Origin of the sequence: Leptolyngbya sp. AN02str (genome assembly GCF_050565595.1) — a bacterium.
Classification (GTDB): Bacteria; Cyanobacteriota; Cyanobacteriia; order Elainellales; family Elainellaceae; genus Kaiparowitsia.
The window spans coordinates 1-18,997 of sequence record NZ_JBNXVR010000023.1; the positions used below are offsets into that span (position 1 = coordinate 1).

Sequence of the window (18,997 nt, forward strand, 5' to 3'; positions counted from 1 at the left end):
CCACCCCCCACACCCACAACAAATAACCACACGTCTAGAACATTACCAGCCAATCGCACAGATTTTTAAGCCGACTCTGTGGAATTGAACCATTTCCTCATGAAGTCCGTAATATTCGCAATAATCAAAAATAGTACTCTGTGCCTCGAATTGCCTTCACCTGAAATTTAAAGTTTGCATAAAGTTTGCATGCCTTTTAGTTATCCTCCTGTTGTCACTTCTATACCCATGCGTCAGCTCCGTCGAAAACCGCACTCTCAGTTACCGCGTCAGTTACGTTATGTCTACCATCGCCTGGTGAGGATTCAAGGTTCGCCCGAGGCGATCGCCCGAGGGCTAGCAGTTGGGGTCTTTTCGGGATGCTTTCCCTGGTTTGGGATACAAATTGTTGTGGCGATCGCACTTGCGACATTGTTACGGGGTAACCGCATTGTGGCTGCTGCTGCCACTTGGATCAGCAATCCATTCACCTACGTTCCCATCTTTGCGTTTAACTTTCAGGTTGGGCAGGGGCTGCTAGGGGCAAACCTAAACGGCTTGCAGCTCAATGATATTACCTCTTGGCAGGCTGTTACTGAGCTTGGAAATGAGCTTATCGTTCCTTTGTTTGTGGGCAGTTCGCTGGTGGGCGTTGTCTTATCGCTGATGACGTATGGCTCTGGCTTGTGGCTCATTCGCAAGGCAAGAAGCCGCCGCAATTTACGCCGCGCTGCCAAATCCAAAGAGCGAGATTTAGCGATCGCTAGCTCACCCACCCAAAGACGCAATTAACCGATCGCCGATTCACACGATCGGACACGCACCTGGCAATCGCCGCTCCATATCAAGCATCGGGATTCCATCCTCGGTAGGCCGCCATTCCTGCATCGGCTTCGGAACACCAAGCCCATAGCCCCACAACGGCAGGGGATGGAATTCTGAATCGGTGAATGAACTGAATTAAGGTTGGCGATCGCCTGTCGGTTCTCCCGCTTCTGGAGTTCCCACACCGTTGGTTGTGCCGAGCTTTTGCCGCACATCATCAATCGCATCATTGAGCTGAGCAATTTTGTCTTCTAACCCGCGACGTGCCATTTCAATGTTTTGAGGAGACGCGGCGGCCATGCGCTTTTGCGCAGCTTTGCCTTCTAGCTTAGCAAACGGCTTCCGTTGCTCTGCCGCGTCGCGTTTATTGAGCTTGGAGGTAGCCAGCACGCCCAAAACACCGCCAACCACGCCACCAACCAGCGTGCCTACCAAAAAACCACCCAAAAAATTATCTTGTTGACTCATATATAAACTCGCTTGCCTATGAAGAAGCAGGGTAGGTTCTGCCGCCTACATTCACAGCTTACTCGCTTGTGCAACGGGTTGCTAGAGGCTGGGTTCAATTCTGACTAGACGCCTCAGCTCACGAAATTGAACATGCACTCTAGGGCGATCGCGCCTGCGGTTAAGGCCACAGAAACCGTTGCTGGCATTCTCACTAGTCCGTGCCAAACGTGCGATCGCCCGCATCTCCAAGCCCCGGCACAATAAAGCCGTGCTCATTCAACCCTTCATCAATCGCCGCCGAAAAGATATTGAGAGCCGGGTGAGCCATGCCCAACTTTTGTAACGCAGCTGGAGCCGCCACAACCGAAATAATGCGCACGAGTGACGGATCAATGCCACGTTGCAACAGTTCAGCCATAACGGTCATGATGGTGCCGCCCGTTGCCAACATGGGTTCAGGAATCAGTACTCGCGTTTCTGGCGCAAACTGGCTGGGCAACCGATTGAGATACCAGCTAGGTTCTAGCGTTTCTTCGTTGCGAGCCAGCCCCACATGGTACACCTTGGCCAAGGGCAACAGAGCCTGAGTCCCTTCCATTAAGGCCAACCCAGCCCGCAAAATGGGTATGATTGCAATGGGTACTTCAGGATTAATGAAGCTGGCCGGACATGGCGCGAGGGGAGTTGCTACAGTGGTATCCATCGTCGGCAGCCAGTCGCGAATCGCCTCATAGGTGAGCCATCGCCCCAGTTCGGTCATGGCGCTGCGAAACAGAACGGGAGGAGTTGACTCATCCCGCGCGACCCCAAGCCAATGCTTGACTAAAGGATGGTTGGGAACATAGACACGCAGTTGTAATGACATGAAGGTTTAACCGGCGATCGCTCAAACGCGATTATCATACGCTGTTGTGAGCGGAAATGGTATAGAACATTTCGGAAGATTCCCTTATCAGCCCTGTTGTCAAGCTTTCGTGAATCGATTATGGCTAAAAAGCAAAAATTTCCTCATCTTGTCGGGTCAAAGTGGACCTCTTGCCGCGAAACCTGGGGTTGGAGGCATTTTCAGGTGGTGAATCGCAAAAATGAAGGGCAGTGGGTCTTTGCAGAAATGGTCTCGTCGTGTGACCCCACCGTCCGCTTTTGGCTCAATGCGCACCAGCTCAAGGATCGCGCCTTGTGGCAACCCGGCTGGAAGTCGCTCGATGAGCAGGTAACTTTAGGGATTCGCCAAATCGACATTGAGGATAATTTCGATGACGTTGAGGTGATTGACTTCAGCGCAATTGGCTAAGTCTGGTATCGAGTAGAGTTTGGGCTAGGCCGTTGGAGCAGCCGTAAAGATGGGCGGTGATTTCGCAATTTTCTGGAGTAATTTCACACGCTTTGCATCCAACAGGCCCAAGGTTGACACAAAGTCATGCGCCATGCGCGATCGACAACTCCAAATGCGATCGCCCTCATGCCCTAGAATTTAGGGATTAGTGCAGTTGAGATGGCATGACGGATACGCTGATCCAGGCTTATTTGCCCTTGCTCCTGTGGACAGGACTAGGGGTGTTGTCGTTTCGTTGGTTGCCAGAGTCACTGCCCCGATGGTTGGGACGGGCTCTGTATTGGGTTGGTGTACCGATTCAAATTTTTACCCTAGCTCGGGGAATCAACACGTCAGAGCAGGTGGGGCTGGTGCCCTACTTTGCTGGGATGTCGGTGCTGTTGGGGTTGGGGCTGGCTAGTGTAGCCTGGGCGATCGCCCAATGGGTTGCCACGCGCGCGGCCCCACCAGCCGAGGCTGCCAAACCGGAAGACGATCCATTGTGGACTAATGCCCGCAAAGGCAGCTTTGTTTTAGCATCTATGCTCGGCAACACTGGGTTTGTGGGCTTGGCGATCGCGCCCAATTTTGTGGATGAGTCGTACTTGGGCTGGTTGGTGCTGTACAGCGTCACGCAAAATGTAGTGGGCACCTATGGCATTGGGGTATTTGTATCGAGCTATTTTGGGCGATCGCAGCAAACTCATTGGCTGGGCACCCTGCGAGATATGCTCACCGTGCCATCGCTATGGGCCTTTACGCTTGGGTTTTCGACCCGTCATGTGGGCTTACCCAGCATCGTGGAATCGGGACTCCATTCTGCCCTGTGGATCGTCATTCCCTGTGCGCTGCTGCTGATGGGCATTCGGCTGCGGCAATTGCAAGGCTGGCAAAGCCTCAAGCGGGCTATCATTCCCGTACTCATCAAGGTGGTAACGTTGCCGCTCATCATTGGCACGGTTGCCGTGTGCATTGACCTACCGCCCAACCCAAAGCTAGCCATGGTGCTGATGGCAGGTATGCCCACTGCTTTTGCAGGGCTAATTTTGGCAGAAGAGTATGAGCTTGATCGCGACTTAATTGCCAGCAGCATTGTGCTAACCACCATCGCCATCTTCATCACGCTACCAATTTGGCTGTTGCTGTTTCAACGATAAGGCTCGTCTCGGCACTGGCCATCAATACAGGCGGCCTCAAACGCTATCATGAGGGCTACAGACCTTCACGTCAGGCGATCGCAACGTGCAGCATCAGGCATCTCATGGCAAAAATTGAACCCCCCGGCAACCCAGATGGATGGGGCGATCCAAGTCCTATCGTTTTTATCATTCTGATCCTCATTTTCTTTGGAGCCTGGATCGGCAATATGAACCGTACACCAATCGCCACCATCGAATATTGCCGTGAACTCCTGGGACTGTCTCAGTAATTCACCCTGGCGAGTGCCGTTCTAGACAGGTGAAACACAACCCTGTCCGGGTTTTGCTTCACATCAATTTCGGTGAATGGAGGTTCTTTGTACCCGTTGTGCGACCCTCAGAGCAGCCTATTTCTGTGTACGCATTGTGTATCTACACATTCTGCCCCAAGCTTGAAAGCTACAGGGCCTGCAGATTCACCGCTGTCCAAACAGTCCACCCATCCACCAACAGCAACAGCAGCGTAATTCCCAGCAGAATGAAGTACATCCACGGCTGCGCCAAAGGCCGTACATCGCGCGTATCAATTCCGGTTTTAGCTTCTACAATGCGCACCAGTTGCGCAAATCCGGCAATTCGCATGGGCAGCAACCGTGCTTCTCCAGCCTTAGTCACAAAGTAGTACACCAGGCCACCCTGCCCTGTGGTGCGCGGCTTGAGCGCGGCAATGTCTTCCCAGGACAGCGTCCACCCCTTGCGCCAAATTGCAGGAACCCATGTGGGATAGGTCACCTGAATGGTGCGATCGTCCACGAGTACCCGCTCGGTTAGGGCAGCGTAGAGCAGCACCCCACCAATCACCAAGCCGATCGCCAGGAGCCACGGCGGCACCGGAGCCTGCGTTACTCCCGCCAAAAACGGCAGCGGCACCGTTAGCGCAACATAAAACAGCAGCAGCGTAATCCGAATTAAGGGAGATAGATTAAACCGTTGTGGCTGGGTTAACGGCGCATTTGCCGTAGCCAACTGGGGATTGGAAGACTGATCAGACATGGCAATCCGGTATGGAAACGGCAAGCGATGGAGTTGGGAAAGCAAACACGAGAGATCAACTCTTATGGTAAATACTTTTGCACGACGCTCCAACCTGTAAACAGCACCGCCAGCAAGCCAACCAATAGCGTGGTATTGATGCCAACATGAAGCGATCGCGCCCAGGGACGGGTTACATCAATACGAGTGGCACTCCAGGCCGAGGCCAGCGTGAGCGCCACGACCAATAAGCCTGCCGGCAAATGGGCCGAATGCCCCAAACTGCCATACTCACCCAACGTGCCAACAATGCCAATACTGAGCAGCAGCAATACAAGCACGACCAGCAGCGACCCAATTCCCAAATGGAGTGGCCGCAACCAAGCGGGCCGAGGCTGAGTTCGTTTGCGCGCTATCCGCATCCATAGGCCCGTCACACCCAATACGGCAAACAGCGTCATCGACAGGCCCATCGACCATGCCGCAATTCGCCACAACCAAATGAAAGAAGGTAAATCCAAAGCGTTGACCTGATTAAAAAGCAGTGTCGTGTTTCAGTTGACTCTGCTGCACCCATCCTACCGTGAGGTGAGCGTTGCCACCTGCATCACACTAGGTCAAAACTCAGTCGGCAATCGAGGCGGCTCGGTCTGGAACCACTTGCGATATATTTCGGCATAGCGGCCATTGCGCACCACGGTCTCTAGCCCGCTATTAATACGTTCCAAGTGGGGAGAGCCCTTTGCCACCGCAATTCCGTAGTACTGTTCCATCAGCGGTTCCGGTAGCATTTTCAAACCAGTAACCTCGCCTGACTGCATCGCATAGGTCAACGCCGGAGCATCGTTAATCACAGCATCCACATTGGCTTGGGCCAGTTCAGCTAGGGCAATGGGAGCCGTATCGTAGCTCACCACACGAGCCTGACGAATGGTGCGAGCGGCGCTAGCACTGGTGGTTCCGGCTTCTACGCCAATGCGCTTGTCTTGCAGATCATTTACAGAGTTGATTTGGTCGTTGGTAGACTGAACGGCGATCGCCAAACTGGACTGAAAGTAGGGCTGGGAAAAATCAACCGCCTTTTGGCGTTCTGGCGTAATGGTAATAGCCACAACCGCAGCATCCACCACCCCACCGTACAAATCGCGAATCAGATCATCAAAAAAGGGCTCAGACTTTAGCTCAATATCAAACCCTTCCACCTCGGCGATCGCGTTCATCAGGTCGATATCAAACCCAACGATCGAGCCATCGGGCGCAACATCTGAAAAGGGCGGAAACGTTGGTGCTGTTGCCACCCGTAGAGACGTTTCACCCAACAGACTCACATTCCCTTGGGGAGCGCTACAGGCCACAAAACTCAGCACGCACACAAACGTCACCACACCCATGACTAGGCGTTGTAATGATTTCCAACGAAGGAACAGCATAGAGGCTTGACCTTGTTTGGCGATGGGGGCTTCTGAAGACACCACGAACCGTCAGATGACTGCGGCTATCGGCGGCTTTGACGTGAACTCAGCCATGAAGCGAACCGAAGAAGAAGGCAAAGCTCAACCCCGCAAGCCATTCAGTTGACCTGGGAGCGATCGCCACGGCTGTTTTTTCCAGACTCAACTGTTCGTGAAGAACATCAGGATTTGTTTTATTGTGCAATAGATTTTTTGCCAAACCAGAAACCGCCATACTTCGTTAAAGTTGGCCATCACGTTAAAGTTAGCCCATCACAATTCGCCCCAGCTCATACGGCGACAAGCAGAGAATTGGGGCGATCGCAGACGTTTGTGATCAAAGATCGATAGAAGCGTGGCTACTCCACCGGAGCTGGCTGTACCTGGGTTAACTGCTTAGCACGCTCTACCGGATTCATCCACCGCTCTAGACGGGTTAACAAAAATGAGGCAATCAGCGTCATCACCAAATAAATAATGGCGATCGCCGTATACACCTGAAACGAGCGAAAGCTAGATGCCACAACCAGTTGGCCCTTGCGAAACAGCTCCTCAAAGCCAATCACCGCCACCAGGCTGGTATCCTTGAGCAAACTGATGAACTCGTTGCCCAACGGTGGAATAATGCGACGAAACGCTTGGGGAAAAATGACATACCGCATCGTTTCCACTGGCCCCAATCCCAACGACTGAGAAGCCTCACGCTGGCCAAAATCGATGGATTGAATGCCCGCCCGCACAATTTCGGCAATATAGGCTGCACTATTTAGACTGAGGGCAATGACCCCAGCAGTCCACTGGTTAAAGGAAAACTGAAGACCCAAGGAATTGACCAGTGGCGGCAAGCCAAAGTAGATCATGAAAATTTGAACGAGCAGTGGTGTGCCCCGAAAAAAATCGACGTAGGCTCGCGTCGCAATTTGAAACAGCGGAAATGGAGACAGGCGCAAAATTCCCAGCAGTGAGCCCAGCACCAATCCTAAAACGGCAGATACGGCTGCCAAACGCAGTGTCACCCCCGCTCCTAACAAAAAGTTGGGCAACTGCCCCCACAAAAATGTCAAATTTTCTAGCACGATAGAGCCATCGGTAAATTCGATAAATAAGGTTAACAGCGAGGCTGAGCGATCGCCAAATATGCACTCGCCGCCATATTCAAGACGTTCGAGCAGCCCCCCCGAAACAGTCAAAGATCCCGCGAGGTCGCTTCTATGCCAAGGTGCCAAGCTGCATCGTTCCCAAACTGCTTGGGGTAAACCCCGTAGGGTTTACCCTGAATCACGTGGAAGTAGCAACGCGCTAGATGGGCGCAGCCTCGGGCAACGTTGGCGGTTCCTCACCAAACCATTTCTGGTAGATTTCGGTGTAGGTGCCATTCTCCAAAATCGTAGACAAACCGCTATTGATGAGTTCCAGGTTGGGAGACCCCTTGGGCGTCGCAATCCCATAGAATTCATCTGCCAGCAGCTCTGCCGCCACCTTCAATCCCGGCACACTTCCGGTTTGAATCGCGTAGAGAATGACAGGCGCATCACTCAGGGCGGCGTCAACATTGCCATTGGCCAGTTCTTGCAGCGCTAGCGGTGTGCTGTCAAAGGTGCGCACTTCGGCAGGATTGGCGCTACGAGCTTCGATTTCACCTGTGGTGCCAATTTGCACAGCCACACTCTTGCCAGCCAAGCTCTCTAACGAGGTAATGTCGGTGTTATCTTCTCGAACAGCGATCGCCAAACCTGATTGAAAGTAGGGCCGCGAGAAATCAACCACCTGGGCTCGCTCTGCCGTAATGGTCATGGTGCTCATGGTTGCATCCATCGTTCCAGACTGAAGTGCAGGAATAATGCCATCAAAGGGCAGCCCTTGCAGCTCCATCGTAAAGCCACCTGCGTCAGCGATCGCATTCATAATATCGATGTCAAAGCCCTCAAACTGTCCTTCTCCCGTTTGGGTTTGAAACGGAGGAAAGGTAGGGTCAAGCGCGACCTTGAGGGTGGTTTCTGCCGCAGGAGACGCACCAGGGCTGGCCGTGTCGGTGGTAGTCGGGCCAGAATCGCACGCCGCGACCACCATCGTCAGCACCAGCGCCATCAGGCTGAGCAGCACATAGCGAATAAATCGAAATCGAGACCGATTAAACATGTAATGATGATTCTCCTTTTGAATCGCTCCGATCGCACAGCTCGGTTTTGCAACCAAACACAACCATTGCGCCTGGCTACAGGGCGATCGCCCCTGGCTAAACCGTGCAAACAATCATGAGCCCATACACACAGGCAATAAAAATTGGGGATATGGCAATCGATTGTAGCGACTCTTCCACAAAAACCTTTCACCAGAAGACACTTCCCTTAACCAAACGTTAGTTCGCTAGCCATTAGGCACCAGCCATTAGGCTGATGCCATCGAATTCGCACAATCAAATTTGCACCGTAGAGCATATTGGAGCACCTGAGGCATCCCCGCAGCATCTCCCACAACGCCCAAACTTGGTCGATTGAATCGGCACTCAACCAAGCTTAACGACGCTTCGCAACTTGAGATCGAAGAGTGCGATCGCCATCTTTCAACAATCGGCGATCAACTCAGCTTGACGAAGCTTCGCAACGGAAGCAGAACCGTTCCGAATCCGCTCCGTATAATAAGCAGAGCCAATTCAGCGTGGGTATGTTCAATCCTTATGGCAGCGATCGTTTTTGAACAGGTTGTGAAAAATTTTGGCAGCTTGCAAGTCCTCAAAGGCATTAGCGGCCACATCAATGATGGCGAGGTGGTCGCCATTATTGGCTCTTCAGGCTGTGGCAAAAGTACCCTGCTCCGCTGTTTTAATCGGCTAGAAACGATCAGCGGCGGCACCTTAATAGTCAATGGCATCGATTTATCGCAGCCCAATTTATCGCTAAACCAACTGCGCCAACTACGCACCGATGTGGGTATGGTGTTTCAGCAGTTCAACCTGTTTCCCCACATGACCGTGCTGGATAATCTAACGCTGGCTCCACGCAAAGTTCTCAAGCTGTCGGAGAAGGAGAGCGGTCGATTAGCTCGCACGTTTTTAGACAAAGTTGGTCTGTTGGATAAGGCCAATGCCTATCCAGAACAGCTCTCTGGCGGACAAAAGCAACGGGTGGCGATCGCCCGCTCCTTGTGCATGAGGCCCAAAGTTATGCTGTTCGATGAGCCAACCAGTGCCCTCGATCCAGAGCTAGTGGGTGAAGTGCTGACCGTCATGCAGCAGCTCGCCGAGGAAGGGATGACCATGGCGGTTGTCACCCACGAAATGCAGTTTGCCCGAGAAGTTGCCCATCGGGTGCTATTTCTCAACCAGGGCCAGGTCGAGGAAGCAGGCCCCGCCCGCGATGTGATTGATACCCCTCAGAGCGATCGCCTGCGAGCCTTTCTCAGCCGCATGAGCTTTGCTAAAACGAGCTAACCCCCGACCCCAGATTTACCAAGTTCTAGCGCACTCGCCATCAGTCAACGCTAACCCCACAGCGAACCGCTAGCTTATCAGGAGTTAACTGATACTGGCTTCATGCTCAAGTCAGGGCGGAGTACCTGTGCGCCTCGTAGGTAGGCGTGATGCACCTGCGTCAACGGTGGAGTATTGATCTGAATCAACAAGCGAATGCAGCGCTCCAAACTACCCTCTACGTGCATATGCTGCACATCCAGAAGCGGAACATTGCTCCAGTTAGGACGTTCTCGGGCGACCGCCGCAGGAAACATCGCGTCTAAGTCGCGGGTTACAGAAAACGTGACGCTCACAATATCGTCTGGATCGAACTTATTTCTTAGTTCCACCGCATCCAACAGTTCGGTCACTGCATCTCGAATTGCTTCTTTCGAATTTTCCGTAACCGTGATTGCTCCTCGAATCGCCCGAACTCGCCAACCCACGTGGTATTCCTCCTCGGAAACGTAAATTCATCTCATAGAGTTGTCATCTGCTTGCTGGGCCGATTCTGCAACTCTTCATCACTCTTTCAGTGTTTACATGGCGCGAGTGCGCGCACGGTCACCATTCTCATGCCGTTTCAAACCGTCTCACCTCAGCGGTAAACCCGCCAAAGGTTACAGCACAGACAATAGAGAGCGGGTCAGCGTGCAATCGCCCGCATCAGCCATCATTCCCTCTGTTCTACTACTACCCATCTTTGACTGTAAATTACCAATCTAGCCTGAGAATTTCGTCCCGCATTCATCAAATTCATCAATGCCTAATATCCGGCAATATGGCGCAACCATCCTGCAAGACATAAAGTCATCTTCATGAATTGTTTGTAACCAGCAAGCAAACCGCTATTCTACGGACGATACATCCACAATGGCAAACCATTTGTTGACAGCTCAAAATCAATCAAACTAGCCGTTGTCGTCAGTCTAGCGGCCATTTGCCCACCCAAAGGATTGATGCGGCTGACCAAGCTCTTTTTCTCCTCCAAGGTAAAGGTGGGCGTCTTTTCAGGATCGAGGCCAACTAGCTCTGCCGCCCAGCAGCGTGCATCTTCCTCAGTGCCCAACCGATCAACCACTCCCAGCTCTAGTGCCTGCTGTCCGGTAAAGATGCGGCCATCGGCAAAGCTACGCACCGACTCCACAGGCAGGTTACGGCCTTCTGCCACTGTTGCAACAAACTGGCTGTAGCTTACATCAATCAGCTCTTGCAAGATGTTCTGCTCTGGCGCGGTTAGCTCCCGATCAAAGGCCAAAATATCTTTGTACGGGCCTGATTTAATCACCTTAAACGAGACGCCCACTTTATCGAGCAAACGCTCCAGGTTATTGCCTCGCAAGATTACCCCAATGCTGCCGGTAATGGTACCAGGATTCGCCACGATATGGTGGGCACCCATGCCAATGTACACCCCACCAGAGGCCGAAATATTGCCAAAACTTGCAACGATTTTAACTTTGTCACGCAAGCGCTTTAGAGCGTAATAAATTTCTTGAGAATCGCCGACGGTGCCACCAGGGCTATCAATTCGCAACAACAGCGCCGGAAACTTCCGCTCTTCAATAGTCTTTAACGCTTCTAAAACCCGACTTCGGGTTGCACTCGCGATCGCCCCCGTGATTTCAATGCGCGCAATTTGTTTACGGAACGATCGCTTCAAAAACCAAACCATGTTTGTGTACAGCCAATACTGAGTCAACAATAGAGTCAATTTCTAGTGTGCCCTATGTTTCCCTTTTTCGGGATGAACCCAGGGCCAAGCTTCGCGTGATCTATCCCTGTGCTGGCTCCACACTGGCACACATGCTTTGCACTCATACGGCCAATTGGCCGCACAAATACCTCGCCCAACAGATGACAAAACAATGTCATTAAATAGCAACAGGCACATCAAGCAGGAATCCGACCATCCTTCCCACAATCAACACCATGCCGCTCTAGTACAGTCGCATTGCCCAACAGTCCCGCCCAATAGCACGGATACAGAACTTACTTAACTTACTTAGTTGATTGATGTTTGGGACGCTAAGCGTCCCAAACATCAATCGACCCTTGGTTTTTCGGATGACGTGCGTAAGTCCTTGGATCGATCGAGGGACTTGAGCAATCGAACCAGACTCACAAATCTCCCTCACATCCTTCATATATCTACATAATCGGTAAGATAAATGAAAGCACTGCTGCATTCTTCATGACGCTTAAACCAGCCCAGCCACAACGGCCTTTTATTTCGCTGCTCTTGATTGCGCCATTCTTTTTATGGGGAACCGCCATGGTTGCCATGAAAGGGGTAGTGCCTCAAACGACTCCGCTATTTATGGCTGGAGTTCGACTATTGCCAGCCGGGGTTTTAATTTTGTTGGTGGCAGCCTGGATGGGAAAACCCCAACCAAAAGGCTGGCTGGCGTGGCTTTGGATTAGTCTATTTGCGTTGATTGATGGCGCTTTGTTCCAAGGCTTTTTGGCTGAGGGTTTGGTGCGGACTAGCGCGGGGTTGGGCTCTGTGATGATTGACTCGCAGCCGCTAGCTGTTGCTCTGATGGCGCGAGTTTTGTTTGGCGAGCAGGTAGGGCTATGGGGCTGGCTGGGGCTGGCCTTTGGCGTGGCGGGGATTAGCCTGTTGGGCTTGCCAACGGGGGTGGTGCTGGCCGCGCTGCATGGGGGCATTTCGTTCAGCGTGGGCACTGATTTGATTGATCAGCTGTTTGAGAATGGGGAATGGCTGATGCTGCTGGCGGCGCTATCCATGGCGGTGGGAACGGTGATGGTTCGCTATGTGTGCCGTTATGCCGACCCGGTGAGTGCTACGGGCTGGCATATGATTTTGGGTGGCATTCCCCTGTTTGTGCTGTCAGCTGCTAACGAAACGCAGCAGTGGCAGCAGTTGAGCGTTGCCGACTGGACTGCGCTGGGATATGCAACGGTGTTTGGAAGTGCGATCGCCTACGGATTATTTTTCTACTTTGCTTCCAGTGGCAATCTCACAAGTTTGAGTTCGCTGACCTTTCTCACTCCTGTTTTTGCGCTGCTGTTTGGCAATCTTTTCTTATCCGAAGTGCTGAACTCGATTCAATGGCTTGGAGTCGGGCTAACCCTGGTAAGCATTTACTTCATTAACCAGCGCGATGTGTTGGGGGAACGGTTAAGGTGGCACAAGGGCAAGTTGCAGACAGAGCGGGCGATCGCCCCTGTAGCTTCTGCGGTCACCGCTAGTGAGCGAGATGGAGTTGGGGCGGCCTCCAATCCCAACACAGAGCCGAAAGCATAAGTTTCTTCATCGATTTGCCGCGAGGGGCCTGGAGTCTTGCCCAGTAGGGCAAGCTGCACGAGCACACAGGTAGGGTGCAAAAAATGTAGCTAAGATGTAGCTAACTTAGGTAGGGCTGACGCAGTTGGATATTTTTTGTCGGCTGGCTCGCAGAAAATCGATCCAAACCTCTGAGAATTCTGAATGAGTGTGTCAGTTCTGTTGGGCTTGGATATCGGTCTCTGGTGACAGGCTTTGTGTTGGCGCTGCAATTCAATCAAACGACATATGCCCCGCCATTCTGTACTTTTTGCGATCGCGATTGCTGCTTGTTGGGAGCTTGGCCTAAACGCGGTTTTTGGGCAAGCTCAGGCGCGATCGCCGCTCCCACCTTTGGCCCAAACGGCTCCGGCACCTAGCCCATCCTCCTCGCTCGATTTAGGCTCTGGCGATCAGAGCGATCGCGTTGCCGAACTTCAGCAGATGCTTTTGGATTTGGGGTATTACAAGGGCAACTTGGATGGACGCTACGGACGGCGGACCGAGGAGGCCGTTCTTCAGTTTCAGCTAGCCGAAGGGTTACCCCCTGATGGAGAGGTCACTTCCGAAACATGGTTCCGGCTCATTCATGCCCATCGGGCCTTGCCGCCCTCGGCAACCTTACCCCGTCCCTCGGTATCTCCTACCCCAACGGTAGACCTGCCCGAACTGTATGCATCGCCAGCAGCAACGGCGATCGCCATGCCACCACAGTCGCCTACCCCCAATCGTTCTCTGATTTGGCTCAGTATTGGTTTATTTTCACTATCAGCGCTGTCGGGTTTGCTGTATCGCCAGCAGTTACGATCGCTGTGGAATCGTCCCGAAAAACCATCTCGCCGCTTATTTTTAACAACCTCGCAAGACATGGTTGAGCCCCCTCACGCGCTGGGCGCTGTGCTCACCCAAGCCAAGGTTTTGCCACCTCCAGCGTTTGCCTCTGAGTTTGACGCATCAGCCGACTCTGACACGTTCCATAGTCCACCGCTGCCAACGATCCATAACCCCACTTCAGCCCTGCCCCACGGGGCCGCCGCACATGATCAGGCCAATGCTCAGGTCATTGAGGCGATCGCGCCCACCTCACGTTTGCCCAAAGTGGATGTTGTGAATGAGCTCATTCGTCAGCTGCAAGACTCTGACCCAGCCCAGCGCTACAGCGCCATTTGGGAACTGGGCCAAATAGGAGACTCGCGCGCTGTGCAGCCATTGGTCGAGCTGCTCATGGATTCTGACTCGCATCAGCACAGCTTAATTTTGGCGGCTATTTCAGAAATTAACGTGCGATCGCTCGCTCCCATGAAGCGAGCGTTGATTGCATCTTTGCAAGATGCCAACCCCGATGTACGCAAAAACGCCATTCGGGATGTTACCCGGGTGTACGAACTGATGGGCCAAGTCAGCCAGTTGCTCAGCCATGCAGTTGATGATCCCGATAGCGACGTGCAGGAAACGGCTCGATGGGCCATGGGCCAACTCGACCGCTTACGCCCCAGCCGCGATGCTTCTAGCCTTGCTCAGCCACCTAGTGGAGATTTTACAAACTCTTGAGCGATCGCCCACCTCATTGCAGTTATCCACCAATTTCAGACATCACCCGCCGCATGGGAACCTCTTGCTCTGCCAAACCATGGCCCCAGGGTTTTTCCCAAATTGCCGCTTCCAATAGCGCCACCAAATCGGCATCGCTGGCTCCTTGTCGCAGTGGCGTCAGCAGATCCACTTCATTATCCCGCAATAAACACAAGCGCAGCCGCCCATCGGCCGTTAGCCGAGCACGATTGCATGCAGCACAAAAGGGCTGAGTGACCGAGCTAATGAACCCCAACGTACCCACAGCGTCAGGCAACTGATACAGCCGCGCCTCTCCGTCTAATGCTCCCTGATGAAGCAAAATAGGCTGATCAAGCGATCGCCCAATGGTTTCCAAAAGCTCTGCTTCGCCCACTGTGTTGGCCTGTTGAAACTCCGCCACCTCGCCAAACGGCATCATTTCAATAAAACGCACTTGCCAGGGAAATTCGTAGGTAAGTCGCGCTAAATCCACCACATCAGACTGATCGTTAAACCCTCGGGCGACAACGGCATTCAGCTTAATCTCCAATCCAGCAGCAGTCGAAGCTTTCAGCCCATCCCACACATCGGCCACATCGCCCCAACGCGTCATTCGCCGAAATTTATCTGGATCAAGGGAATCAATACTGACATTGACTCGGCGCAATCCAGCAATCGCCAATGGTTCTGCCAAGCGACCCAGCAAAATGCCATTCGTCGTCATGGCAATTTCTTCGACACCCGGCGTATGCGCCATTCGCTCCACAATTGAAACAATGTTTTCGCGCAGAGTTGGTTCACCACCCGTCAGCCGAAACTTATAAAAACCTAGCTGTTGAGCAAACAGAGGCATGAGCCGATCAAGCTCATCATCTTGGAGCAGCTCGGCCTTGGGACGAAACACCATATCAACCGGCATGCAGTACACGCAGCGCAAGTTACAGCGATCGGTTAGCGAAATCCGCAAATAGTTGATCATTCGACCAAAGCGATCGCGCGCCATAGATGCTTCAACTCACTCAAACTCAAGTGCAATTGGAAAAACACAATAGGGTAAAGCCTTTCTGGCTTATCCCCCATTCAGCCCGTGCCTGACGTTCTGCATCCGTTGTCATTATTTCAATCACAGCGGATTTGGAACCCCCATCCAGCCCGTGCTTCTCACCTACTGGTCATGGTAGTGGATTTTTTACAGAGCCGTGGCAAGTTGCTGGAGCACGCCTTTGGGACACGTAGGGCTTGCAACGCAGACAACCCGCCAAGACTCGCTTGGCACTCACAGGCATCAATTCTGACCACAGCGGCATCGCATTGCTTGGCTCGGCAAAACAGTCCACACCGCCGCGCCTTGCCCCTCACCACCCCCAAGGGAAATTTGGTCGTGTTTCAAATGTGTGGTTATTGGTTGTGGAAGGGGTGCGATACACCCCTTCCACAACCAATAACCACACGTCTAGAACATCACCGAAAATTTAGGTTATCGAACTAACGTTGCATTAGGATGACAATGGTAGCCACGGTGACGAAAATGCGCTCTTCTTGGTTCAATCCGTACCTTTGGGTTCATCTTGCGGCGGCGGGGGTAGTGCCGCTTTTGCTAGAGCTGTGTGCCTTGGGGTTGGCGGCTGGCGACCCGCTCCTGCCCGTATGGATGGAGGTACTGCTGCTTGGGACAGTGGGCATGGCTCCCGCCCTGTGGATGCAGTGGCAGCGGCCATTTAGTCCCTTTAGCCTATATACCGTTGCGCTCAAACCCGCTGAGTTAACCGAAGATCAGCGTCGTGTGCTACGTCCACTCAAGTCGTTAGAAAACCAACTGTTGGCGATCGCAGTTGCAGTCACCCTGTTTGTTGTTCTCTGGCAAATTTATCGCTTTGCCCCCTTAGCAGCAGCGGTTTCGCCATTTTCGACCAAGGCCCGATTGGCAGGGCTCGTTGTGGCCGCGATCGCTTTTTTGCTCAGCAATATCCTGCTACAAATTTCAGCCAGTGTTTTGCGGGTTTTGCTCATCCGCGACGCCACCTTTCAACAGCTCACCCCTTATCCAACCGATCAAATTTCGCGCGATTTCACCGTGTTGGGCTGGCGGGTTAGTCACCTTTTACCCAGGCTTGAAGCAGCGCCGCCTAAACCAGCCGTCGCCACCGCAACCGCCGCAACCATGGCTAAATCATCCGTAGCGCCCACAACCCCTAGCGCTAGCTCAGGCCGTCTTGAGACATCTCCCTGGAATGAAGACATCTCACTTGATGGTTCTCTGTGGGACGAGGAGCTAGACACCCCATCCTCATCCTCTGCAAGCTCAGGTCCATCCTCAGGTGCCGAGGCCGCAGTTGCGGCACCAGACTCCGAGCCTCCCTCGGTTGAGCCCCAGGCTGAAGGGGAAGCAAATGCTGAAACCACAACCGATTCGTCTACTGAAGCTACAACCGTAGAGCCAACATCCACGGAAACGCTAGTCCCTGATCCTCAAACCCTTGAGCAATCCACGAATACTTCATCCAAAACTGCACCCACCGAAACAGCAACTGAGCCATGGGCCGCAGCTCCAGATCACATCGGTTCGCCCGTTGAGACTGTCGCAGGTGAGACTGTCGCAGGTGAGACTGTCGCAGGTGAGGCTGCCGCAGGTGAGGCTACCGCAGCCACGGAAGAATCTGTGCCAGCTCTCCAGGAAACAACAGAGCCTGCAAACCCCTCAGAGATATCGACCGACGACGACACACCTCAGTTGAAACCTGAGGTTCAATCTTCTCCACCAGAGCCAAGCTCCAACTAGTTTAGGACTGACGCACGTCATCCGAAAAACCAGGGGTTGAATGATGTTGGGCGCTAGGTGCCCAACATCATTCAACTGAGCAAGTCCTGTAGTAAAGCCGCCGAAATAAAGGTTCAACCCGTCCAATTTTTTGATGGGTTAGCCAGTAAGCTTTCAATGTTTTGGAGAATGATTCAAAACGACTTGGTGTATCACAACACAACAGAATTTTCCCCATACGCTATCTTGGTTATAGAAGGCCGTTAGACGGCCCTTTGCTGTTGTAAGTACACGAGGTTCTATGCCGTCCTCTTCTGCATCCCACAACATGTATCCGACTGATCAGGCGATTTGGGACAGCTTGAAGCAGGCGATCGCCGCCAGTTCAGGCTTCCAGCGTTGGTTAATTGAGCAACAAGGCGATGCTTCAGTTGAAAGTGTTACGTCAGTTGATGGACTTAGCCTCGATCAGCGTGTTCGGCGTTACCTACGAGAAACGCTAGAAACCCTCGCTTACTAAAAATAATTTTTTCAAAAAGCACCAGCCTTTCATCAAAAAAGGCTGGTGCTTTTTACTTTCGATGTTTGGTTTATGCGATGTTTGATGCCCACTTTATGCTTTTCAGTAGGCATCAAACAGGTTGCTTACAGGTTGGCTTGATGATGTTCTAGACGTGTGGTTATTTGTTGTGGGGAGGGGGGGGTGTGTTTTTTGGTGGTGTACGGGGTGCGATGCACCCCTTCCACAACCAATAACCACACATTTGAAACACGCCCGTTGGCTTTTACGCAGCCGTATCGTATTTGCACCTTGAGGGACTCAGTACAGATGTATTTGCTAAAACTTTCCTGATGGTGCAACTCCATCAGGCTCCTGATCAGTCCCCTTAAAATCGCCGCAACACACCTAAGAAGTCTTCGATGCGTTGCTGAATCGGGCTTAGCTCTTCGTACAAAGACAACAGGCGGTTGCCATCTACGTAAATATCCCGAGTAGGATAGTTTCTCATAATATCAAGCGCGGTCATGCGATCGCCCCGACTCGCTGACACCACAATCGCCGCCCGTAGCGACTGCCCTGCGGTACGCCGTGTACGCGGATAAATGACCTCGCCAACCTCGTTCAACGCCGCTTCTCCAATGGGAGAGTTGAGAATGCGATCGGCTGCCACCACGTCTAAAGGAATCGAGCGCGACAATGCATTCTGGAATGTTTCTGGGCTTTGGTTGGCTCGGCGCAGGTAGCGTTCTACCCGAGGCGATGCTTCTCCCGTTTCGGCCAGGGTTATCAGCTCCTCGACCGTCACCGTCTGCTCAAAGGGGCCGTATTTTAGGATGATGCGCTCTGCAGCGATCGCACCACTTGCCCAGAGCAAGATACTGCTGGCAGCAGCAAATCCAAATCCCCATTTTGCTAATCCCATCATTTTCTCCAGCTTCAATGCAAAAGATACGGGGATCGTTCGTTATGCAGCGTATCGCTTCACTTACGGACAATCCCCGCGCATCGTCAGTGCAGTGAACTGAGTTCACCGCAGGATCCACCAAGTCTTTAGATGTTTCAATAGCCCATAATGTTCCCCAAGGTAAAGGGCCGAGCCAAATTATCGCGAGCGGCTCAACAATGCGATCGCCCATAGCAGAAGCGCTGCTTCCGTCTGAAAGCAGCGCTTCTACCTTTTATCAAGGTTTTTATATTTAGAGCCTTTAAGGAGCCGACCCCATTTCAATATTTAAATTGTTGCAGCCTGTTT

Annotated in this window: 21 protein-coding genes; 10 read left to right on the forward strand and 11 right to left on the reverse strand. The window is 52.6% G+C overall.

Annotated elements, in window-relative coordinates:
- Nucleotides 1–228 precede the first annotated feature (228 nt).
- Nucleotides 229–771: a DUF2062 domain-containing protein gene (locus ACQ4M4_RS17130; RefSeq protein ID WP_430685659.1), complete on the forward strand. Its 543-nt coding sequence runs from the start codon at nucleotides 229–231 to the stop codon at nucleotides 769–771.
- Between the two features lie 168 nt (nucleotides 772–939).
- Here ACQ4M4_RS17130 and ACQ4M4_RS17135 read toward each other — a convergent pair whose 3' ends face one another.
- Complete coding sequence (locus ACQ4M4_RS17135) at nucleotides 940–1,272, reverse strand: hypothetical protein (protein WP_430685660.1); 333 nt, start codon at nucleotides 1,270–1,272, stop codon at nucleotides 940–942.
- A gap of 193 nt (nucleotides 1,273–1,465) precedes the next feature.
- The gene (gene upp / locus ACQ4M4_RS17140) at nucleotides 1,466–2,119 is read right to left on the reverse strand and encodes a uracil phosphoribosyltransferase (RefSeq protein WP_430685661.1); all 654 of its coding nucleotides are present in this window, start codon (nucleotides 2,117–2,119) and stop codon (nucleotides 1,466–1,468) included.
- 120 nt (nucleotides 2,120–2,239) lie between these two features.
- On the opposite strand from upp, the gene ACQ4M4_RS17145 reads away from it, so the two are divergent.
- The 3 genes from ACQ4M4_RS17145 (at nucleotide 2,240) to ACQ4M4_RS17155 (ending at nucleotide 3,998) form a co-directional block, all read left to right on the forward strand.
- Nucleotides 2,240–2,548 (forward strand): TIGR02450 family Trp-rich protein, encoded by a 309-nt coding sequence (locus ACQ4M4_RS17145; RefSeq protein WP_430685662.1) that lies wholly within the window; start codon nucleotides 2,240–2,242, stop codon nucleotides 2,546–2,548.
- Between the two features lie 206 nt (nucleotides 2,549–2,754).
- On the forward strand, nucleotides 2,755–3,726 hold the full coding sequence (locus ACQ4M4_RS17150) for an AEC family transporter (protein ID WP_430685663.1): 972 nt from the start codon (nucleotides 2,755–2,757) through the stop codon (nucleotides 3,724–3,726).
- Entirely contained in the window at nucleotides 3,702–3,998 is a 297-nt protein-coding gene (locus ACQ4M4_RS17155; RefSeq protein WP_430685664.1) for a hypothetical protein, read from the forward strand. The genes ACQ4M4_RS17150 and ACQ4M4_RS17155 overlap by 25 nt, the downstream gene beginning before the upstream one ends.
- A gap of 169 nt (nucleotides 3,999–4,167) precedes the next feature.
- Here ACQ4M4_RS17155 and ACQ4M4_RS17160 read toward each other — a convergent pair whose 3' ends face one another.
- From ACQ4M4_RS17160 to ACQ4M4_RS17170, 3 genes are all read right to left on the reverse strand, one after another.
- The gene (locus ACQ4M4_RS17160; protein WP_430685665.1) at nucleotides 4,168–4,761 is read right to left on the reverse strand and encodes a hypothetical protein; all 594 of its coding nucleotides are present in this window, start codon (nucleotides 4,759–4,761) and stop codon (nucleotides 4,168–4,170) included.
- Nucleotides 4,762–4,823: 62 nt separating this feature from the next.
- Nucleotides 4,824–5,261: a DUF4079 domain-containing protein gene (locus ACQ4M4_RS17165; RefSeq protein ID WP_430685666.1), complete on the reverse strand. Its 438-nt coding sequence runs from the start codon at nucleotides 5,259–5,261 to the stop codon at nucleotides 4,824–4,826.
- A 96-nt stretch (nucleotides 5,262–5,357) separates the two neighbouring features.
- Nucleotides 5,358–6,170, reverse strand: a complete 813-nt coding sequence (locus ACQ4M4_RS17170; protein WP_430685667.1) for a basic amino acid ABC transporter substrate-binding protein — start codon at nucleotides 6,168–6,170, stop codon at nucleotides 5,358–5,360.
- Nucleotides 6,171–6,192: 22 nt separating this feature from the next.
- Between ACQ4M4_RS17170 and ACQ4M4_RS17175 the strand changes: the two genes are divergently transcribed.
- On the forward strand, nucleotides 6,193–6,318 hold the full coding sequence (locus ACQ4M4_RS17175; protein WP_430685668.1) for a hypothetical protein: 126 nt from the start codon (nucleotides 6,193–6,195) through the stop codon (nucleotides 6,316–6,318).
- A 232-nt stretch (nucleotides 6,319–6,550) separates the two neighbouring features.
- On the opposite strand, the gene ACQ4M4_RS17180 is transcribed toward ACQ4M4_RS17175, so the two are convergent.
- Both ACQ4M4_RS17180 and ACQ4M4_RS17185 read right to left on the reverse strand, forming a co-directional pair.
- Entirely contained in the window at nucleotides 6,551–7,381 is an 831-nt protein-coding gene (locus ACQ4M4_RS17180) for an amino acid ABC transporter permease (protein ID WP_430685669.1), read from the reverse strand.
- 109 nt (nucleotides 7,382–7,490) lie between these two features.
- A complete protein-coding gene (locus tag ACQ4M4_RS17185) occupies nucleotides 7,491–8,444 on the reverse strand; it encodes a basic amino acid ABC transporter substrate-binding protein (RefSeq protein WP_430685670.1) in 954 nt (317 codons plus the stop codon).
- Between the two features lie 424 nt (nucleotides 8,445–8,868).
- Between ACQ4M4_RS17185 and ACQ4M4_RS17190 the strand changes: the two genes are divergently transcribed.
- Nucleotides 8,869–9,621 carry an amino acid ABC transporter ATP-binding protein gene (locus ACQ4M4_RS17190; RefSeq protein ID WP_430685671.1) on the forward strand — a complete coding sequence of 251 codons (753 nt, stop codon included), beginning with the start codon at nucleotides 8,869–8,871 and terminating at the stop codon, nucleotides 9,619–9,621.
- A 77-nt stretch (nucleotides 9,622–9,698) separates the two neighbouring features.
- Here ACQ4M4_RS17190 and aroH read toward each other — a convergent pair whose 3' ends face one another.
- Both aroH and sppA read right to left on the reverse strand, forming a co-directional pair.
- Entirely contained in the window at nucleotides 9,699–10,088 is a 390-nt protein-coding gene (aroH, locus tag ACQ4M4_RS17195; protein WP_430685672.1) for a chorismate mutase, read from the reverse strand.
- A gap of 407 nt (nucleotides 10,089–10,495) precedes the next feature.
- Nucleotides 10,496–11,317 (reverse strand): signal peptide peptidase SppA, encoded by an 822-nt coding sequence (gene sppA, locus ACQ4M4_RS17200; RefSeq protein ID WP_430685673.1) that lies wholly within the window; start codon nucleotides 11,315–11,317, stop codon nucleotides 10,496–10,498.
- 519 nt (nucleotides 11,318–11,836) lie between these two features.
- On the opposite strand from sppA, the gene ACQ4M4_RS17205 reads away from it, so the two are divergent.
- The gene (locus ACQ4M4_RS17205) at nucleotides 11,837–12,913 is read left to right on the forward strand and encodes a DMT family transporter (protein ID WP_430685674.1); all 1,077 of its coding nucleotides are present in this window, start codon (nucleotides 11,837–11,839) and stop codon (nucleotides 12,911–12,913) included.
- 267 nt (nucleotides 12,914–13,180) lie between these two features.
- Nucleotides 13,181–14,482, forward strand: coding sequence for a peptidoglycan-binding protein (locus ACQ4M4_RS17210; RefSeq protein ID WP_430685675.1), 1,302 nt, complete (start codon nucleotides 13,181–13,183; stop codon nucleotides 14,480–14,482).
- A gap of 22 nt (nucleotides 14,483–14,504) precedes the next feature.
- Here ACQ4M4_RS17210 and moaA read toward each other — a convergent pair whose 3' ends face one another.
- Nucleotides 14,505–15,488 (reverse strand): GTP 3',8-cyclase MoaA, encoded by a 984-nt coding sequence (gene moaA / locus ACQ4M4_RS17215; RefSeq protein WP_430685676.1) that lies wholly within the window; start codon nucleotides 15,486–15,488, stop codon nucleotides 14,505–14,507.
- 498 nt (nucleotides 15,489–15,986) lie between these two features.
- Between moaA and ACQ4M4_RS17220 the strand changes: the two genes are divergently transcribed.
- Together ACQ4M4_RS17220 and ACQ4M4_RS17225 are read left to right on the forward strand one after the other, a co-directional pair.
- Complete coding sequence (locus ACQ4M4_RS17220) at nucleotides 15,987–17,264, forward strand: low-complexity tail membrane protein (protein WP_430685677.1); 1,278 nt, start codon at nucleotides 15,987–15,989, stop codon at nucleotides 17,262–17,264.
- 280 nt (nucleotides 17,265–17,544) lie between these two features.
- Nucleotides 17,545–17,763, forward strand: coding sequence for a hypothetical protein (locus tag ACQ4M4_RS17225; protein ID WP_430685678.1), 219 nt, complete (start codon nucleotides 17,545–17,547; stop codon nucleotides 17,761–17,763).
- Nucleotides 17,764–18,130: 367 nt separating this feature from the next.
- On the opposite strand, the gene ACQ4M4_RS17230 is transcribed toward ACQ4M4_RS17225, so the two are convergent.
- Entirely contained in the window at nucleotides 18,131–18,670 is a 540-nt protein-coding gene (locus ACQ4M4_RS17230; RefSeq protein ID WP_430685679.1) for an alpha/beta hydrolase, read from the reverse strand.
- Between the last annotated feature and the right edge of the window lie 327 nt (nucleotides 18,671–18,997).

What these genes read in the sequence shown, in the direction of transcription:
- ACQ4M4_RS17130 (WP_430685659.1), top strand. Translation starts at nt 229, where the DNA reads ATGCGTCAGCTCCGTCGAAAACCGCACTCTCAGTTACCGCGTCAGTTA.
- ACQ4M4_RS17170 (WP_430685667.1), bottom strand. Translation starts at nt 6,170, where the DNA reads ATGCTGTTCCTTCGTTGGAAATCATTACAACGCCTAGTCATGGGTGTG.
- sppA (WP_430685673.1), bottom strand. Translation starts at nt 11,317, where the DNA reads ATGGTTTGGTTTTTGAAGCGATCGTTCCGTAAACAAATTGCGCGCATT.
- ACQ4M4_RS17220 (WP_430685677.1), top strand. Translation starts at nt 15,987, where the DNA reads ATGACAATGGTAGCCACGGTGACGAAAATGCGCTCTTCTTGGTTCAAT.
- upp (WP_430685661.1), bottom strand. Translation starts at nt 2,119, where the DNA reads ATGTCATTACAACTGCGTGTCTATGTTCCCAACCATCCTTTAGTCAAG.
- ACQ4M4_RS17160 (WP_430685665.1), bottom strand. Translation starts at nt 4,761, where the DNA reads ATGTCTGATCAGTCTTCCAATCCCCAGTTGGCTACGGCAAATGCGCCG.
- moaA (WP_430685676.1), bottom strand. Translation starts at nt 15,488, where the DNA reads ATGGCGCGCGATCGCTTTGGTCGAATGATCAACTATTTGCGGATTTCG.
- ACQ4M4_RS17175 (WP_430685668.1), top strand. Translation starts at nt 6,193, where the DNA reads ATGGGGGCTTCTGAAGACACCACGAACCGTCAGATGACTGCGGCTATC.
- ACQ4M4_RS17135 (WP_430685660.1), bottom strand. Translation starts at nt 1,272, where the DNA reads ATGAGTCAACAAGATAATTTTTTGGGTGGTTTTTTGGTAGGCACGCTG.
- ACQ4M4_RS17225 (WP_430685678.1), top strand. Translation starts at nt 17,545, where the DNA reads ATGCCGTCCTCTTCTGCATCCCACAACATGTATCCGACTGATCAGGCG.
- ACQ4M4_RS17190 (WP_430685671.1), top strand. Translation starts at nt 8,869, where the DNA reads ATGGCAGCGATCGTTTTTGAACAGGTTGTGAAAAATTTTGGCAGCTTG.
- ACQ4M4_RS17230 (WP_430685679.1), bottom strand. Translation starts at nt 18,670, where the DNA reads ATGATGGGATTAGCAAAATGGGGATTTGGATTTGCTGCTGCCAGCAGT.
- ACQ4M4_RS17210 (WP_430685675.1), top strand. Translation starts at nt 13,181, where the DNA reads ATGCCCCGCCATTCTGTACTTTTTGCGATCGCGATTGCTGCTTGTTGG.
- ACQ4M4_RS17205 (WP_430685674.1), top strand. Translation starts at nt 11,837, where the DNA reads ATGACGCTTAAACCAGCCCAGCCACAACGGCCTTTTATTTCGCTGCTC.
- ACQ4M4_RS17145 (WP_430685662.1), top strand. Translation starts at nt 2,240, where the DNA reads ATGGCTAAAAAGCAAAAATTTCCTCATCTTGTCGGGTCAAAGTGGACC.
- ACQ4M4_RS17150 (WP_430685663.1), top strand. Translation starts at nt 2,755, where the DNA reads ATGACGGATACGCTGATCCAGGCTTATTTGCCCTTGCTCCTGTGGACA.